This is a genomic window from Povalibacter sp., from assembly GCF_036735925.1.
Classification (GTDB): Bacteria; Pseudomonadota; Gammaproteobacteria; order Steroidobacterales; family Steroidobacteraceae; genus Steroidobacter.
Genome location: NZ_DAINNK010000092.1, coordinates 1 through 17,229, shown reverse-complemented (window position 1 = coordinate 17,229; position 17,229 = coordinate 1). Strand labels below are relative to the sequence as shown.

The 17,229-nt window shown below is 65.3% G+C and carries 13 protein-coding genes; 9 read left to right on the top strand and 4 right to left on the bottom strand.

What is annotated here, in order from left to right:
• Together V7D81_RS20280 and V7D81_RS20275 are read left to right on the top strand one after the other, a co-directional pair.
• On the top strand, positions 1 to 721 hold a 721-nt coding region (locus tag V7D81_RS20280; RefSeq protein ID WP_324319697.1), incomplete at its 5' end, for a DUF11 domain-containing protein.
• 93 nt (positions 722 to 814) lie between these two features.
• Positions 815 to 2,488, top strand: coding sequence for an MFS transporter (locus tag V7D81_RS20275; RefSeq protein ID WP_324319695.1), 1,674 nt, complete (start codon positions 815 to 817; stop codon positions 2,486 to 2,488).
• A gap of 152 nt (positions 2,489 to 2,640) precedes the next feature.
• On the opposite strand, the gene V7D81_RS20270 is transcribed toward V7D81_RS20275, so the two are convergent.
• Positions 2,641 to 3,825: a CaiB/BaiF CoA transferase family protein gene (locus V7D81_RS20270; RefSeq protein WP_324319693.1), complete on the bottom strand. Its 1,185-nt coding sequence runs from the start codon at positions 3,823 to 3,825 to the stop codon at positions 2,641 to 2,643.
• A gap of 223 nt (positions 3,826 to 4,048) precedes the next feature.
• Here V7D81_RS20270 and V7D81_RS20265 point away from each other — a divergent pair, with 223 nt between their 5' ends.
• Together V7D81_RS20265 and V7D81_RS20260 are read left to right on the top strand one after the other, a co-directional pair.
• On the top strand, positions 4,049 to 6,643 hold the full coding sequence (locus V7D81_RS20265; protein ID WP_324319692.1) for a putative bifunctional diguanylate cyclase/phosphodiesterase: 2,595 nt from the start codon (positions 4,049 to 4,051) through the stop codon (positions 6,641 to 6,643).
• Between the two features lie 182 nt (positions 6,644 to 6,825).
• Positions 6,826 to 8,610, top strand: coding sequence for an AI-2E family transporter (locus V7D81_RS20260; protein ID WP_324319690.1), 1,785 nt, complete (start codon positions 6,826 to 6,828; stop codon positions 8,608 to 8,610).
• A gap of 117 nt (positions 8,611 to 8,727) precedes the next feature.
• On the opposite strand, the gene V7D81_RS20255 is transcribed toward V7D81_RS20260, so the two are convergent.
• On the bottom strand, positions 8,728 to 10,707 hold the full coding sequence (locus tag V7D81_RS20255; protein WP_324319688.1) for a lytic transglycosylase domain-containing protein: 1,980 nt from the start codon (positions 10,705 to 10,707) through the stop codon (positions 8,728 to 8,730).
• Between the two features lie 128 nt (positions 10,708 to 10,835).
• Between V7D81_RS20255 and V7D81_RS20250 the strand changes: the two genes are divergently transcribed.
• From V7D81_RS20250 to V7D81_RS20240, 3 genes are all read left to right on the top strand, one after another.
• On the top strand, positions 10,836 to 11,387 hold the full coding sequence (locus V7D81_RS20250; RefSeq protein ID WP_324319686.1) for an MgtC/SapB family protein: 552 nt from the start codon (positions 10,836 to 10,838) through the stop codon (positions 11,385 to 11,387).
• A gap of 70 nt (positions 11,388 to 11,457) precedes the next feature.
• A complete protein-coding gene (locus V7D81_RS20245) occupies positions 11,458 to 12,057 on the top strand; it encodes a methylated-DNA--[protein]-cysteine S-methyltransferase (RefSeq protein WP_324319684.1) in 600 nt (199 codons plus the stop codon).
• A 70-nt stretch (positions 12,058 to 12,127) separates the two neighbouring features.
• Positions 12,128 to 12,709, top strand: a complete 582-nt coding sequence (locus tag V7D81_RS20240) for a DUF4136 domain-containing protein (protein ID WP_324319683.1) — start codon at positions 12,128 to 12,130, stop codon at positions 12,707 to 12,709.
• A 30-nt stretch (positions 12,710 to 12,739) separates the two neighbouring features.
• Here V7D81_RS20240 and V7D81_RS20235 read toward each other — a convergent pair whose 3' ends face one another.
• A complete protein-coding gene (locus V7D81_RS20235; protein ID WP_324319681.1) occupies positions 12,740 to 12,928 on the bottom strand; it encodes a hypothetical protein in 189 nt (62 codons plus the stop codon).
• 265 nt (positions 12,929 to 13,193) lie between these two features.
• Here V7D81_RS20235 and V7D81_RS20230 point away from each other — a divergent pair, with 265 nt between their 5' ends.
• Together V7D81_RS20230 and V7D81_RS20225 are read left to right on the top strand one after the other, a co-directional pair.
• Complete coding sequence (locus tag V7D81_RS20230) at positions 13,194 to 15,014, top strand: SLC13 family permease (protein ID WP_324319679.1); 1,821 nt, start codon at positions 13,194 to 13,196, stop codon at positions 15,012 to 15,014.
• Between the two features lie 51 nt (positions 15,015 to 15,065).
• Complete coding sequence (locus V7D81_RS20225; RefSeq protein ID WP_324319677.1) at positions 15,066 to 16,280, top strand: winged helix-turn-helix domain-containing protein; 1,215 nt, start codon at positions 15,066 to 15,068, stop codon at positions 16,278 to 16,280.
• A gap of 314 nt (positions 16,281 to 16,594) precedes the next feature.
• On the opposite strand, the gene V7D81_RS20220 is transcribed toward V7D81_RS20225, so the two are convergent.
• Positions 16,595 to 17,229 (bottom strand): sigma-70 family RNA polymerase sigma factor (locus V7D81_RS20220; protein WP_324319675.1); only part of this gene is annotated, 635 nt, incomplete at its 5' end.

Here is a 17,229-nt window from a genome sequence, read left to right as displayed (position 1 = left end):
GGATACGGCGGATATCACGACGGCGGTCACAGGACAGCCAGGCTCGTGTACGACGGCCGGTTCGACAGTGACGTGCGTTTTCGACGTGGTGCGTGCCGGCTACTCCTCGGAAGTCGATCTGCAGTTCGCTGTTTCTGACGCGGGTACCTTCGAGGTGACATCGACACTCGCCGGCGACCAGCCTGATCTGTTGCCTTCGAACAATGCGGTCGCTTCGAGCTTCGAGGTGGCTGCCATTGGCGATGTGAGCGTCAAGATTGCCGGGCCTGCCAATGTTACGCAGGGCAATGCTCTGCGTTACACGATGACGATTGCCAACGCGGGCCCCAATGCTGCGAGCAACGTCCGTGCGACCTTGCAGCTGGCGGGCGGACTCACTGCGACCGCGATAGCACCGGCGACCTGTACCAATACGTCGGGAACGATTGCCTGCGAGCAGGACGTCCTGGATCCGGCCGATGCCATCGTCGTCACGATCGATGCGACGAGCGCCGCAGCAGGCTCATATGCCAACACGGCCACCGTCAGCGCCGATACGACCGATCTGGAGACCGCGAACAATTCGGTGTCGCTGACGACCATCGTTGCCGCACCGCCACCCCCACCACCGCCGCCGCCGCAGAGTTCTGGCGGCGGTGGTGGAGGTTCGATGTCTCCCGGAATGCTGATGATGCTGATGCTGCTGGCGTGCTGCGTCGCCTGCCGGAGGTTGTCGTCGTAGCAACGCGCGCGACTACCCATCCGTCCGCGGGTGCATTAGGCTCGTCGCGCTCGCGTCAACAACAAGGTAACTGCAGATCGTGAGGCAAGCTGCATGACTGGCACAGCAGGCGCGACTGTCGGCAATACCGGCGTCGACAGGAAACACCGCCGCGTGATCTTCGCCTCATCGCTCGGCACCGTGTTCGAGTGGTACGACTTCTATCTCTACGGCTCGCTGTCCGCCGTCATCACGAAGCAGTTCTTTTCCGGCGTCAATGAAACGACCGGGTTCATCTTCGCGTTGCTGGCCTTCGCTGCCGGCTTCTTCGTGCGGCCCTTCGGTGCGCTGCTGTTCGGGCGCTTCGGCGACATGATCGGGCGCAAGTACACGTTTCTGGTGACGATCGTGATCATGGGCCTGTCGACGGCGCTGGTCGGCCTGCTGCCCAGCTACGAGGCAATCGGCGTCGCTGCGCCAATCATCCTCATTTCGTTGCGACTGCTGCAGGGCCTGGCGCTCGGCGGCGAATACGGCGGCGCGGCGACGTACGTTGCCGAGCATGCGCCCGACGGCAAGCGCGGCCTGTACACGAGCTGGATCCAGACCACCGCGACGCTGGGACTGTTCCTGTCGCTGCTGGTGATCCTGCTCTGTCGCATCACGCTCGGCGATGCCTTCGACGTGTGGGGCTGGCGCATTCCGTTCCTGGTGTCGATCGTGCTGCTCGCGATCTCGGTCTACATCCGTCTGCAGTTGCAGGAATCGCCGGTCTTCCTGGAGATGAAGGCGGAGGGCAAGGTGTCGAAGGCGCCGCTGAGCGAGGCGTTCGGCCGGTGGGGCAATCTGAAGATCGTGATCCTCGCGCTGTTCGGCGCCACGGCCGGGCAGGCGGTGGTGTGGTACGGCGGCCAGTTCTACGCGCTGTTCTTTCTGGAAAAGATCCTGCAGGTCGATGCCAAGGCGGCCAACCTGATCATCGCCGCGGCGCTGCTCATCGGCACGCCGTTCTTCGTGCTGTTCGGTGCGCTGTCGGATCGCATCGGCCGCAAGAAGATCATCATGACCGGCTGCCTGCTCGCCGTGCTGACCTACTTCCCGACGTTCAGGGGGCTGACGCACTTCGCCAATCCGGCGCTCGAACATGCCGTCGCCACCGCGCCGGTGACCGTCGTGGCCGATCCCGCAGACTGTTCGTTGCAGTTCGATCCGGTCGGCAGGAAGGCATTCACCCATTCCTGCGACGTCGCCAAGTCGTACCTGGCTAAGGCTGGAATTCCCTACGAAAACGAAGCGGCGCCGGCGGGCAGTGTCGCCCGCGTACGCATCGGCGCGGCGGATGCGGGTGTGTTCGTCGATTCGTTCGCTGGCAATGCGTTGTCGAAGGCCGAGTTCAAGCCGGCCTCGGATGCGTTCAACGCGAAACTGAAAGAGGCGTTGCACACGGCCGGCTATCCGCCCAGAGCGGACATGAGCCAGCTCAACTATCCGATGGTGATCGTGCTGTGCACGTATCTCGTGATCCTGGTGACGATGGTGTACGGGCCGATCGCGGCGTGGCTGGTGGAGCTGTTCCCGACCCGCATCCGCTACACGTCGATGTCGCTGCCGTATCACATCGGCAATGGCTGGTTCGGCGGCTTCCTGCCGGTGACGTCCTTTGCGATCGTCGCGGCGACCGGCGATATCTACAACGGGCTGTGGTATCCGATTGCGGTGGCGCTGATGACGGCGATCATCGGTACGTTGTTCCTGCGGGAAACCAACTATCAGCCGCTGATGAAGTGAGATGAGGTCGAATCGAGCGTCCCTTCCTCCGCGCAGCGGGGATTCTGTAGGTCAGGCTTCAGCCTGACTCTGAAAGAGGCCGGCTGAAGCCGGCCCCACAGCAAGAGGCCCCCACCCTAACCCTCCCCCGCTACGCGGAGGAGGGGATCAGACTAGATCACTTTCGCCTCCCGCAGTGCCGCGCATTCCTCGACACTGATCCCAAGCACACTCTGCAGCACGGCATCCGTGTGTTCGCCGAGCTTCGGCCCCGGCCACCGCGTTGCGCCGGGCGTTCCCGTCAGGCGCGGCAGGATCGCCGGAATCTTCAGTGACCGACCGTCGACGTCGACCTGCTCGAACAGTCCGCGCGCGTTGAAATGCGGATCGGCCGCCATGTCGGCGACGCTGTAGATCGGGCCGCCGGGTACGGAGATGTCGTCGAGGATGCGGCGGATCGTCATGGAATCGTTGGCGCGTGCCCAGGCGGCGATCACGGCATCGATTTCCTTCTCGTGCTGCACGCGTCCGGCGTTGTTGGCGAAGCGCGGATCGTCTGCCATGTCGGGTCGCCCGAGGGCTCGCATCAGGCGCTGGAACAGCGAGTCGCCATTCGCGCCGATCACGACGTACCGGTCGTCCGCGCATAGATAGGTGTTCGACGGCACGATGCCGGTGAGTGTCGAGCCCGACGGACCGCGGACGACACCGGCGCCGTCGTACTCGGGCACGACGCCTTCGAGCAGGTTGAACACCGACTCATAGATCGCGACGTCGACGGTCTGACCCGGCGTGCCGCCGCGTCGCGCGAGCAGTGCGAGCAGGATGCCGATCACCGCGTGCAGTCCTGCGAGCGAATCGCCGAGCGACAGGTTGGGTCGCACCGGCGGGCGATCCTCGAAGCCATTCACGTGGCGCAGTCCGCCGATCGCCTCGCACACGGAAGCGAAGCCGGGCTTCGATGCATACGGCCCGCTCTGGCCGTAGCCGGAGACGCGCGCATAGATCAGATCGGGGCGCAGTGGTTTCAGATCGTCCGGACCCAGTCCCCACTTTTCCATCGTGCCGGGCTTGAAGTTCTCGATCAGCACATCGCACTGAGCAGCGAGCTGCTTCGCCAGCGCCCGGCCGCGTTCCTGCTGCAGATCGATCGTTACGGATTGCTTGTTGCGCGCCAGGCTGTGCCACCACAGCGACGTACCGTCGCGCACCACGCGCCAGTTGCGCAGCGGATCGCCGCCGGGCGGTTCGATCTTGATCACCTCGGCGCCGAAATAGCCGAGCAGGCAGCCGGCGAACGGACCGGCCAGCAGCTGGCCGACTTCGAGAACGCGGATGCCGTCGAGCGGTGCGGCCATTCGATGATCCTTTGTGTTTCTGTAGGGCTCTTTCTGTGGGGCCGGCTTTGGCCGGCCTGAAAGAAGTCAGGCTGAAGCCTGACCTGCAGTCAGAGGTCAGGCCGGACCCTACAGGGGCTGCGGGCTCCTGTGAACCAGCGCACATTTCGCACCGCTGCCTACATACGCGGCGCCGCGGCGGGTGGCACATTGCCGTCCCCCAGATCGCGGCAATTCGGCTCCAATGAGCGTGCCTCAAAGCCAGAAACCCGTTGCTGCGGCGCCGGACGCCTCGCGATTCCGGCCCGGCATGGCCGCGCGCGTCGCGCTGGGATTTGCGGCCGTCGCCATCGCGGTGCTGGTCGCCAACATCCTGGTCCAGAAAAGCACGAGCACGGCGCGCGAGCGCATGCGCCAGCTCGTGGTCGAGCACGAACCCGTCGTGCGCGCCGCCGAGTCGCTGGCCAGCACCATTTCCGTGTACGAGCGTGTTGCCATCGATCGCGTCGAGCGCGGTGCGGGTTCGATCAACACGGTGGAAGTCGCTTCGCAGAATGTCGCTGACGCCACGACGGCGTACCTCGCGATCGCCGCGGATGCGCAAGCGTTGCAGCCGCTGGCCGAAGAGGTCGAAGGCTTCCGGCAGGCCGGAGCGGAACTGGTGGCCGTCAGCGCCCGACAGCGTTCGCAGCAGCAGGCTTACTGGGCGCGTCTGCGCGAACTCGACGAACGGCTGAACGCGCCGCAGGCGCAGGCCAGGCGTTTCGCCGGCGGCGTCTTCGCGAGCGAAGCGCTGCTGGATCTGTCGCGGTCGCTCGGCGCGATTCGCGACAGCGTCAGTGCATCCGCTGCACATCCCGCGGACGGACTGCAGCGCATCGTCGCCAGCGAGGCCGCGTTCGGCCGCCTGCTGCAGCAACACCGTCCGGCGCTGGTGAAGGCGCAGGGAGAGGCGTGGACGCAGGACGTGTCGACACGCTATCGCCGCCTGCTGACCGATCGGCGCCGCATCTTCGATGCGCTCGCCGAACTGGAGCAGCGTTCCGTGGCGTTCCGCGATCGCGGTGCGACGTTGTGGTCGCAAGTGCTGACCCAGCTCGCCGTGCCGGCGCAGCGGGCATTGGCGAATGCCGACCGGCTCGCGGCAGAGGCCGCTGCAACGGCGGATCGCGAGTTGCGCTGGGGCAGCGTGGCACTGTTGCTGCTCCTGCTCGCGATTTCTCTCGTCACCGTCTCGGGCGTCGCGGCACCGGTGCGCCGCCTCACGCGCGCGACGCGATTGCTGGCCGGCGGTGCGATCCGTACCCGGGTGCCGCGCGGCGGCGTGCGCGAGATCGACACGTTGGCCGGTGCCTTCAATCAGATGGCGGAGCAGCTCGAACGGGCGGAAGCGGAAGTGCGCCGCCAGCACGCGCAGCTCGAATCGCGTGTCGCCGATCGCACGCGCGAACTGCAGCACCTGGCCCACCACGATCCGCTGACCCAGCTGCCGAACCGGCGCAAGCTGTTCGAACACCTGCAATCGCTGCTGAGCGAGGCGGACCCGACGCAGAACATCGCATTGCTGTTCATCGATCTCGACAACTTCAAGACCATCAACGACAGCCTCGGTCACGAGTTCGGCGATCGGGTGCTGCATGCCGTCGGCGAACGACTGCGCAACGAGGCGATCTTCGCCGGCAGTTTCTGCGCCCGGCTGGGCGGCGATGAATTCACGGTGGTCTATGAGAATCCCGAACGGCGCATCGAGGAACTCTGTGCCGTCGCGCTCGAGGTGTTTCAGCGGCCGCTGGCGGTGTTCGGCAGGGAGCTGCGCCTCAGCGTCAGCGTCGGCGCGAGCCTGGCGCCGCAGCATGCGCAGGACGGGCCGGCGCTGCTGCGCGCGGCCGATGTCGCGCTGTTTCATGCGAAGGAGGGCGGACGCAATCGCTGGAGCCTGTTTGCGCCGGAGCTGCTGCAGGTCGCTTCGGCGCGCTTCCGCACCGAACAGGCATTGCGTCGCGCCATCGAACGCAATGAATTCGAATTGCTCTACCAGCCCGAGGTCTGTCTCGAAACCTGCACGACACCGATCGTCGAAGCGTTGATCCGCTGGCATCGGCCGGACGGCCAGATCCTGTTGCCGGGCGACTTCCTGCCGGTGGCCGAACAGTTCGGCCTGATCGCCGAAATCAACGACTGGGTGCTGCGCACCGCGATTCGCGACATCGCGCGCCTGCGTCGCGATGCCTGGCCCGCGGCGAAGGTGGCAGTGAATGTGTCGGCGCATCAGTTGCTGGCGCAGGATTTCGTTCGCAGCCTGCAGGCGTTGCTGCAGGACGCCGGCCTGCCGGGTCATTGTCTCGAACTCGAACTGACCGAGAACGTGTTCCAGACGGGCGCCGGCACGATCGATGTCCTGCAGCAGTTGCGCGCGCTCGGCGTCAGCGTGGCCATCGACGATTTCGGCATCGGCTACTCCTCGCTGACCTCGCTCGAACGGCTGCCGCTGACGCGCGTGAAGATCGATCGCAGCCTGGTCGCGAGCATCGACACGGGCACGCGGTCGGCGGCGATCGTGCGATCGATCATCGGCCTCAGTCGCAGTCTCGGCCTGCAGGTGACGGCCGAAGGCGTCGAACGTCCCACGCAGGTCGTGCAGCTGCTGCACGATCGCGGCATCCAGATGCAGGGTTATCTGATCTCGCGACCGCAATCGCTGGCGTCCATTCCGGCGTTCGTCGCCGCGGCGCCGCAGTTTCTCGCGTCGCTGGTGCAGTCGTTGCCGGCGGCGACTGTCGATGTCGAAAGCAGCGGAACGGTGCGGGCGTTGCGCAGCGGGTCGGTGCGGAAGCCGTAGGAAGCCCCCCTCCCTGGCCCTCCCCCGCTGCGCGGAGGAGGGAACCCGGAAAACGGCAGCACAATTCTTCCCCTCCTCCGCGTAGCGGGGGAGGGCAGGGTGGGGGTTCTTCGCGGAACCGCACCGTCCATCCCCGAGTTCTCACGACAGATCTCAGCGAAGCATCTGTCACGGGAACTGCTGTGCCGAATACCCAGGTCGTGACCCGCATCAATGGCGCGTGGGTGTCGTTGCTCGCAGTCGTGCTGGTGACGGCATTGCTGTGGGCTGCAAAGGCTGTGCTGCTGCCGCTCGCGCTCGGCATCATTCTCGCGTTCACGCTCTCGCCGCTGGTGCGTGCATTCGACAAGCTGCGGCTGCCGCGATTTCTCGGCGTCGCATTGACCATGGGCCTCGCGCTCGGTGCGGTCGGCGGCGCCGGCTACGTCATCGCCAATCAGTTCGCCGATCTGTCGACGCAGGTGACCCGCTACACCTCGCAGATGCGCCAGAAGGCCACGGATCTGCGTCTCGGCAGCGACGCTGCGTTCCGGCAGTTCACGCGCACCGTGGATCGCGTGACCGAACAGCTCGACAATCACGCCTCCGAACTGCGTGCCGCCCAGCCAGTGCGTGTCGTGCCTTCCGGTCTGTCGCCCGTCGAACGATTGCGCGATCGCGCGGCGGCGATCTTCGAACCGCTCGCGAGTGCCGTCATCGTGCTGGTGCTGGTCGCATTCATGCTCGGTCAACGCGAGGACCTGCGCGACCGGCTGATCCGGCTCACCGGCACCGATCACGTCATCCTCACGACGCGCCTGCTGGACGAAGCGGCGCAGCGTGTGAGCCGCTATCTCGTCGCACAGACGCTGGTGAACATCTGTCTCGGCGCGCTCGTTGCTGCCGGCCTGTACTGGATCGGTGTTCCGTACGCAGCGTTGTGGGGCGGATTGACGGCGGTGCTGCGGTTCGTGCCCTACGTCGGCACGCTGCTGTCGGCATTGCTGCCCGCGGCGCTGGCCTTCGCCATCTTTCCAGGCTGGAGCGAGACGCTGCAAACGCTGGCGATGTTCCTGGTGCTCGATCTCATCACGGGCTACGGGGTCGAGCCGTTGCTGTTCGGGCGGCGAACCGGCGTGTCGTCGTTCGCGCTGCTGGTCTCGGCCCTGTTCTGGATCTGGGTGTGGGGTCCGGTCGGCCTGTTGCTGGCGACGCCGCTCACCGTGTGCATCGCAGTGCTGGGCCGGCACGTGCGATCGCTGCGGTTTCTCGCGGTGCTGTTCGCGGACGAGCCGGCGCTGCAGCCGCACGTGCGTTACTACCAACGGCTGCTAGCGCACGATGAAGATGAAGCCCATGCGCTGGCGAGCCGCATGGCTGGAGAGCTCGGGGCCGTCATCGCGATGGATGAAGTCCTGATTCCGGCCCTGCGACTCGCCGAGCAGCATCGCAGCCGCGCCGAGATTTCGCAGGACGACATGGACTTCATCGTCGAGTCGACGGCGGAGATCGTCGGGCAGATTCGTATGCGCCAGAAAGCGCCGCCCGCAGGCGAGTCCAGCGTTCTGCTGCTGGGCGTGAGTGGTGCAGCCGATCGTGTCGTCCTCGATATGCTCGCGGTCGCGATGGAAGGTTGCGGTCACGCAGTCGCTGTCGTCGGTGAGAAGGAAACGGCGACCGAGGCGGTGGCGCGTGTGCTGGCGGAACGGCCGGATCTCACCTGTGTCGTGGCGGTATCGTCGACGCGCGGTGCCGAAGCGCGCGGTCACTGCCGGCGCATCCGCGCTGCGCTGCCTGCGGCCAGACTGCTGGTGCTGCGACCGCTGCCCGATGCCGGCGACGCGGAGCGATCCATCGGTCGCATGAAGGAGGCCGGTGCCGATCGCGTTGCGATCACCTTGCGCCAGGCGCTCGAGGAAGCGGAACAGTTGCTGGATCCGGCTGCGAGGCCGGCTGAAGCCCGATTGTGCGATCTGCTTCTTCTGTAGGTCAGGCTTTAGCCTGACTGTTTTCAGGCCGGCTGAAGCCGGCCCCACAGGCAGAGCAAATCCTTGAGTCAGTGCCATGGGGCTGAAGCCGGCCCACAGGCAGAAGCCTCAGTCGCTTCAGAGCGTGCCGACCTGAGTCGGATCTTCGGGCGAACCGATGCGTGCCAGCCAGCCTTCCGTGCGCTGACCATCGCCGCTGCGCAACCACGCGAACACGATGCTGTGCCACAGGACACGCTGCACGTACGCGCGTGTTTCGTTGTAGGGAATGTTTTCGATCCAGATGTCGGGATCGATGGCCGACTGCGGCAACCAGCGTGTGGCAGCGCCCGGCCCGGCGTTGTAGCCGGCGAGCGCCACGGCCGTCTGGCCGCCGAACCGGTCCAGCAGCATGCGCAGCTGACCTGCGCCGAGCGTGACGCTGGTCGAGGGCACCAGCAGGTCGCTGGTCGATGGGCGCGGACGTTTCCAGCGTTGCGCCGTGCTGCGTGCCGTGGCAGGGATGAGCTGCAGCAGACCGTACGCGCCTGCGGACGATACGGCGTCGGCCCGATACAGGCTTTCCTGGCGCATGACGCCGTAGATCAGGTCGGGATCGACGTCCGTGAGCTTCGCGGCGGCGCGCACTTCCCGGTCGTAGGGCTGCGGATAGAGCAGTGTGTAGTCATTGAACACACGCAGCTGCGTGGCCGTCGCGACGGCCTGATCGAACCAGCCCCAGCTGGCTGCAAGATGAATCATCTGCGGACGTTTCGCCGCGTCGAGCGCATCGAACCCGTACTGCCATTCGGCGAAGGCCTCGCGACGCAGATTGGCTCGCAGCAATTCGCGCGTGCGAACGAACGACGGCAGCTGTCCGATTTCCCGCAGCAGCACCTTGTCCTCGACGACACGTTCGGGATGCGGTTTGGCGGGCCGGTCCAGCCGCGCCGAGGCCATTGCCGAGTAGTAGTTGTCGTCGGCGATGACCGAGTCGTAAAGCTGTTCGGCGAGCGCGCGCTCGTGCTGTGCCTCTGCGGCGCGCGCGGCCCAGTAGCGCCAGCGTGCGACCTGCCGCTGTTCGGCCGGCATCGCGGCGATGGCGTCGGCGACGCGCGGCCAGTCCTCCGCCCACAGCGCGGCGCGTACGTGCCATTCATGCCCGGTCTCGTCGAAATCGCCGGCGCGTACCTTGTCGAAATAACCGAGCGCCGCGGCATCGCGATCGCGCGCCAGCGGCACTGCGAGTGCCAGCGCATACGGACTCGCCGCGGCCTCATCGAGCTTGCGCGCCTTGACCAGCGCATTGAACCGGCTGATCGCGCCGATGCGATCCTTGCGCGCCAGTTGCGACCAGCCGGCCAGCAGCGCCTGCGGATCGACCGGCGTCTGCGGCGAACCGATCAGTGCATCGATGCCGCGCTGGGGACTGTCGAGGATGCCCGCCCACTGCTGCAGCGGAGCGGCCTTGCCTGCGGGCAGCTGCGCGATGATCTGGCGCGCAAACGCGGTCGTGCCCTTCGTGAGCGCGAGACGGGCGCGCTGCTCGATCAGCGCCGGCGTCAACTGGTTCTGTGTGCGCAACCAACTGAAGGCGACGTCGCACTCGGGCAGGCTCTGCGGCGTCAGCCATTGCGCCGCGATGTCGGTGGCCAGTCCTTCGGTGCGACCGGTGGCGATGCGCGCCTCGAAACTCCGGCAACGCAACGCGTCGCCGACGGAGGCGTCCCGGTAATGCGTCAGAAACAGATCCCAGCGATTGCGGTCCGCGAGACTTTCCAGCCAGGTACGGCGCAGGCTGCGCGCGACCGGTTCATCGTCGTAGTACGCGAGGAATGTTGCGGCGCGCTCGTCGACGGAGTCGCTGGACGGACCGGCGCTCTTCAACGCCTGCCGCAATCGCGCGGCCTGCAGATACGGATACAGCGGATAAGTGCGCAGGTCTTCGGTGTCTGCGGCAGCCGGTGCGCCGGGCTGCGAAACCCGGGCATACGCCAGCATGAATTCGTTGCGCACGTCGCGAAACGGATCCTCCGACGCCTGGGCAGGGAGGGTCAGCGAAAAAAGCGCGAGGACGGCAACCGCAGCGCGGCGCGGGAAAAACACATCGGGGAGCATGCGCAGAGAGTAGCGGCCGGCAGCAGACGATGCCATCGTGGATGATCGCTGACTTTGCCGCGGCGATCCGGAACCCGCCGTTTCGCCGCGACGTTTCCGACAGTCTGAAGGCTATCGAAGCAGGGATCATGAGCATTCTCGACTGGCTCGCCGGGGAATCGACCATCATCAAGCCGCTGGATGCGCTGCTGCGGCTGCTCGTCGCCATCCTTTTCGGCGCCGTCGTCGGTTTCGATCGGGAGCTGCGCAACAAGCCTGCGGGACTGCGCACGCACATCCTCATCTCGCTCGCGGCGGCGCTGTTCACGCTGATCACGTTCGAGCTGCACGGGGAGATCATGCGGCAGGGCGGTGATCGCGTGACGGCCGATCCCGTCCGCATCATCGAGGCCGTCACGGCCGGCGTCGCGTTCCTGGCGGCGGGCGCCATCATCCAGAGTCGCGGCAATGTGCGGGGGCTCACGACCGGCGCGAACATGTGGCTCGCGGGCGCGCTGGGTGTGGCGAGCGGCGCCGGTTACTACGTGCTCGCGACGATCGGCGCCGTGTTCGCGCTGATCGTGCTGACGGTGCTCGGGGCGCTCGAGGCGCGGCTCAATCCACGGCAACAGAAGCTGGAATCGTCGCCGTCCGGCGCGGTCAGGCTGAAGCCTGATCCACAGGAAGAACGAGAGGGCTGACGTCCGAATCCGGCCGGTTCGCGCGTCGGCGGGAAGGTAAGCTGGCCGCACTCAATCGTGGAGCTGCGCCGTGATCGATCGATTTCCTGCCTCCGGTCTGCCCGCGGACCTGCGGATCGCCTTCGATCCCGTGACCGCTGACACGACGAATGTCGTGAACGTCGACTGGATCGAGTCGCCGGTCGGTCCCTTGCTCGCCGGTGCGACGCGCGATGCGCTGGTGCTGCTCGAGTTCTCGGAACGCGCGATCCTCGAAGAACAGCTCGAGACGGTGCGGCGGCGCTTCGACGCCACGATCGTGCCGGGTCGCAATCGCTGGCTCGATGCGTTGCGCACGCAGCTGGGCGAATACTTTGCGGGACGGCGTCGCGACTTCGACCTGCCGCTCGCCTACCCGGGCACGGCGTTCCAGGAAAAAGTCTGGTCGGCGCTGCTGCGGATTCCTTACGGCGAAACCCGTTCGTACATCGATCTTGCCTGCGCCATCGGCGATGCGAAGGCGTCGCGCGCCGTCGGCACGGCGAACGGCATGAACCGCATCGCCATCGTGATTCCGTGTCATCGGGTGATCAACGCCAACGGTGAACTCGGCGGCTATGGCGGAGGATTGTGGCGCAAGCGGATCCTGCTCGATCTGGAGCGCGGACAGGGTCAGTTGACGATGGGCTGATCCGGAACTTGAGAGGATTGTCCGTGGCCCAACTGAAACGTAGCATCGCCGCAGTTTCGGGAGAGGGTTCATGTTCAGCCGATATTCATCTGCAGGATTTCTGGGCGGCTTGCTCGCCGCCTTGCTGCTCGCCGGTTGCGCCAGCACGGGTACGGCGCCGCCGACACGGATCGACTACGACCGGAAGGCCGATTTCTCCGTCTACCGGACGTACGGATTTCCCAAGGAGACAGGGACGGACCGCGGCGGCTACTCCACGCTGGTCACGACGTACTTCAAGAACTCGATCTCCACGGCGATGGAAGCGCGCGGCTACAAGTACAGCGAAGCGCATCCGGACCTGCTGGTGAACTTCTACATGAACACCAGGGATCGCACCGAGACGCGACCCACGCCGATGGTGGGCTACGGCTACTACGGCTATCGCTATGGCCTGTACAACGCCTGGCCGATGTACGACGAGGACCGCACCGTGACTTACAAGGTCGGCACGATCAATGTCGACATCGTCGACGCGGAAAAGAAGCAGCTGATCTGGAAAGGCGTATCGGAGGGCCGCATGTCGGATGAAGCCATGGCCAATCCGAAGGTGACGGTGAATGCGGTGGTCACCGAGATGATGCGGCAGTATCCGGGCCGGCCGAATATGTGACGAAGAAGTTCTTCCCTGTGGGGCCGGCCTCTAGCCGCTCAACAGCTCGTCCATTTCCTCCGCCGTCAGCTCGATCTCGATCAGATCGTAGTCGTCCGTCATCGACGCAGCGGCAACCTGTTTCCGCTGTGGGGTGGATTGCATGGAAAGGTCGGAGTCGTGCAGTCCCGCCAGGTCCTGATCGCTCAGCTCAATCGAGAACACCTTGGTGCATTGCATGGGAGAGACTCCGTCATCAGCGTCGACGGCCGCCATGCTGCCAGAGAGCGCGCGGCGATTCGTGCACCAGTTCACATGAGGGCTGTCATCCTTCTGCCGAATGATTTGGCGGTTTTCCCCCAATCGGCCGCCTGCGAGTATCACGCGTCGCATTGTGCTCCCGGAGTTACCTTAATGCTGCCTGGAAGATACCTCCCAGGCACGGAACCGGCGTCGCCATCCGATCATTGACGCTGACTGGCCTCAGCGCGACAGAGAAGAATTCATGCCCGAGCCTCACGCAATCGCGGCGATGGTCCTCACGGTCGTCGCGCTGTATTTCTTTTCGCGCGATTCGATTCCCATCGAGACATCGAGCCTGCTGATCATCACGCTGCTGACGCTGGGCTTCAGTCTCTTTCCATACCGGAGCGAGCAGGGCGAATTCGATCCGTTGCGGTTCTTTGCCGGCTTCGGCAATGAGGCGCTGATCGCGATCTGCGCACTGATGATGGCGAGTCAGGGATTGCTGGCCACCGGTGCGCTCGCGCCGGTCGGGCGGCTGATCGCCAGGGCATGGAACTGGAGCCCGGCGCTGGCGATGGCGCTGATGCTCATCGTCACGGGCGTCATCAGCGCCTTCATGAACAACACGCCGCAGGTCGTGCTGATGATTCCGATCCTGACGGCGGTGGCGTTGCGCGCGGGCACTTCGCCTTCCAAGCTGCTCATGCCGATGACGTTCGCCTCGCAGGTGGGCGGCATGGGAACGCCGATCGGGACCTCGCTCAACCTGCTCGTCATCGGTACGGCGGCGAGTCTGGGTGTCGAGCGCTTCCACATGTTCGATTTCATCGCACCCGCCTCGCTCGCGGCGATCGTGGCGTTTTTCTATCTCTGGCTGGTCGCGCCGCGTCTGCTGCCCGACAACAAGCCGGTGCTCGGCGATGCCGCGCCACGCCTGTTCGATGCGCGACTGCACCTGTCGCCGCAGAGTGCCGCGGTCGGCAGGACCATGGCGCAGGTACGCAAGATGCTGGACGGCGAGCTGACGGTGCAGACGATCCTGCGCGAGCAGGGCCTGTCGATCGTGCCATTGCCGGATGTGACGCTGCGTGCCGGCGACCAGCTCAGCGTGCGCGATACCAGCGAGCGTCTGCGCGAGGCGGCGCGATTGCTCGGCGCCACGCTGTATTCGGGTGATGCGCCGGTCGATGTCGAGCATCCGCTGACGGCACCGGATCAGCAGACGGCCGAACTCGTGCTGACGCCGACCTCGGCGCTGCGCGACCGTTCGCTCAATCAGGTCAATTTCGACTGGAAATACCAGCTCGCGCCGCTGGCGGTGCATCGATCTGGCGCCGATGCCGTCGCCTCGAGTACGTCCAATCTTCGCGACATGCGGCTGAGCGTGGGCGATGTGCTGCTCGTCCAGGGACCCGCGGAACAGATCGCCGCACTCAAGGCCCGCAACGAACTGCTGGTACTCGATGCCACCAGCGACGTGCCGCTGACGGCGAAGGCGCCGCTGGCGCTGCTCATCATGGCGGGCATCGTCGTCGTGGCCTCGCTGCGCATCGCACCGGTGGCGATCGCTGCGATCTGCGGCGTGCTGCTGATGGTGTTCACGGGTTGTCTGAAGTGGCGCGATGCGACCCGAGCGCTGGATTCTTCGATGATCCTGCTGACTGTCGCGAGTCTCGGATTGAGCCTGGCGCTGGTGGTGACGGGTGGTGCCGAGTTCATCGCCAAGCTGCTGGTCCTCGCCAGCGGTAGTCTGCCGCCGGCGGGTCTCCTAAGCGCGACGATTCTGCTGATGGCCGTGCTCAGCAACATCATTTCCAACAGTGCCGCCGCCGTGATCGGCACGCCCATTGCGATTGCCGCCGCGCGTCAGCTCGGTCTGCCGCCCGAGCCGTTCGTGCTGGCCGTCCTGTTCGGTGCCAACATGGGGTATGCGACGCCCATGGCCGACAATTGCAATCTGCTCGTCTACAGCGCGGGCAACTATCGGTTCAAGGACTTCCTGCGCGTAGGCGTGCCGCTTACCATCCTGATGTGGCTGACGCTGAGCTGGCTGCTGCCCCGCTTCTATCCGCTGCAATGAAGGGCGCCGGCGTTCGCCGCGAACAACGACACGCAACGCGGAATCCGATGCATGCAAGCACGCAGAGCGACCCTGTCGAATGCCGAGGCACGACGAATTGCGATAGCGGCGCAGCAGTTCGGTACGTCGGCGAATCTGCGTACGATTCGTGATGTCGGCAATCTCGCGCGCCGGCTCGGCGCCGTGCAGATCGATTCCGTCAACGTTCTCGTGCGATCGCACTACCTGCCGTTGTTCTCGCGTACCGGGATGTATGCGCGCGATCTGCTCGATCGCACGGCCTACGACGCGCGTCGCCGCCAGCTGTTCGAATACTGGGGGCACGAAGCGTCGCTGTTGCCGATCGAGATGTATCCGCTGTTTCGCTGGCGCATGGAACGCGCGCTGCGCGGCGAAGGCACGTGGGGGCGTCTCAGGCGCTATGCGACCGAGCATCAGGATCTGGTGCAAGCTGCGCTGAAGCAGATCCGTGAGCAGGGTGCGCTCGGCGCGAGCGAACTCGAAGCCGCGGGCAAATCGAGCGGCGGCTGGTGGGGCTGGAGCCAGGGCAAGGAAATCCTCGAATGGCTGTTCTGGACCGGTCAGGTGACGACGGCCGCGCGCCGCAACTTCGAGCGTCTCTACGATCTCACTGAACGGGTGCTGCCGGCGGCGGTGGCTGCTGCGGCCGTGCCGCCCAAGGACGAAGCGCAACGCTCGCTGATGACGACGGCAGCCAGAGCGCTGGGTGTTGCGACCTTGCGCGACCTGCGCGACTACTTCCGCCTGCCGACGGCCGATGCCGGAGAACGTCTGCTCGAACTGGTGGAGGCCGGCGTGCTGTTACCGACCCAGGTCGACGGCTGGAAGCAGCAGGCCTACCTGCATCACGAGGCGCGCCTGCCCCGCAAGATCGAGGCAACAGCTTTGCTGTCGCCCTTCGATTCGCTGATCTGGGAGCGCCAGCGCACGGAACGCCTGTTCGATTTCGTCTACCGCCTGGAAATCTACACGCCGGCGCACAAACGCCAGCATGGTTACTACGTGCTGCCGTTCCTGATGAACGACCGGCTGGTGGCAAGAGTGGATCTGAAATCGGATCGGGCGCGCAGCCGGTTGCAGGTGAAAGGTGGGAGCGCGGAAGCCGGAGTGAATGTGCGGAAGATCGTTGCGCCGCTGGCACGGGAACTGCGTTCGCTGGCGGACTGGCTGGATCTGGAAGACGTGGAAGTCACCTCGCGCCGCGGCGAGCTGCTGAAACTGCTGAAGACCGGAATCTCAGCCTGAATTGCGTCCGCCCCGGCAGGCCCAGCCGAACGTACAGGTCGCGATGAACAGCAGTATGTAGAACACGAAGCTCATGATCGGCTCTCCGGTGCGCTCCTTTGCTGATAGGACGCGGCGCGCGTGGCGTGAGTTCCATGCAGGTCAGGCTTGTAGGTCAGGCTTGTAGGTCAGGCTTGTAGGTCAGGCTTGTAGGTCAGGCTTTAGCCTGACTCCTCAGAAGGCCGGCTGAAGCCGGCCCCACAGGAAGATAAGGAAGAAAGAAAAAGGCCGGGCATTGCCCGGCCTTTTTCCTCAACTACCTGCGATTCGCTTCCTCAATCATCCACCAGGAAGCTGCGCAGCTGTTCGCTGCGGCTCGGATGACGCAGCTTGCGCAGCGCCTTGGCTTCGATCTGGCGAATGCGCTCGCGCGTGACGTCGAACTGCTTGCCGACTTCTTCGAGCGTGTGATCGGTGTTCATGTCGATGCCGAAGCGCATGCGTAGCACCTTCGCTTCGCGCGGCGTGAGGCCGGCGAGCACCGAGTGCGTCGTTTCGCGCAGCGATTCCATCGTGGCCGAGTCGATCGGCGAGTCCACCGACGTGTCCTCGATGAAATCGCCGAGATGCGAATCCTCGTCGTCGCCGATCGGGGTTTCCATCGAGATCGGTTCCTTCGCGATCTTGAGCACGCGACGGACCTTGTCTTCCGGCATTTCCATGCGCACGGCGAGTTCTTCGGGCGTCGGCTCGCGACCCATCTCCTGCAGCATCTGGCGGGAAATGCGGTTGAGCTTGTTGATCGTCTCGATCATGTGCACCGGAATGCGGATGGTGCGGGCCTGGTCGGCGATCGAACGCGTGATCGCCTGGCGGATCCACCAGGTCGCGTAGGTCGAGAACTTGTAGCCGCGGCGGTATTCGAACTTGTCGACGGCCTTCATCAGGCCGATGTTGCCTTCCTGGATCA

Bases quoted from the DNA above. Each gene is read 5' to 3' on its own strand.
- V7D81_RS20275 (WP_324319695.1), top strand. From the start codon at position 815: ATGACTGGCACAGCAGGCGCGACTGTCGGCAATACCGGCGTCGACAGG.
- V7D81_RS20270 (WP_324319693.1), bottom strand. From the start codon at position 3,825: ATGGCCGCACCGCTCGACGGCATCCGCGTTCTCGAAGTCGGCCAGCTG.
- V7D81_RS20265 (WP_324319692.1), top strand. From the start codon at position 4,049: ATGAGCGTGCCTCAAAGCCAGAAACCCGTTGCTGCGGCGCCGGACGCC.
- V7D81_RS20255 (WP_324319688.1), bottom strand. From the start codon at position 10,707: ATGCTCCCCGATGTGTTTTTCCCGCGCCGCGCTGCGGTTGCCGTCCTC.
- V7D81_RS20250 (WP_324319686.1), top strand. From the start codon at position 10,836: ATGAGCATTCTCGACTGGCTCGCCGGGGAATCGACCATCATCAAGCCG.
- V7D81_RS20240 (WP_324319683.1), top strand. From the start codon at position 12,128: ATGTTCAGCCGATATTCATCTGCAGGATTTCTGGGCGGCTTGCTCGCC.
- V7D81_RS20235 (WP_324319681.1), bottom strand. From the start codon at position 12,928: ATGCAATGCACCAAGGTGTTCTCGATTGAGCTGAGCGATCAGGACCTG.
- V7D81_RS20230 (WP_324319679.1), top strand. From the start codon at position 13,194: ATGCCCGAGCCTCACGCAATCGCGGCGATGGTCCTCACGGTCGTCGCG.
- V7D81_RS20225 (WP_324319677.1), top strand. From the start codon at position 15,066: ATGCAAGCACGCAGAGCGACCCTGTCGAATGCCGAGGCACGACGAATT.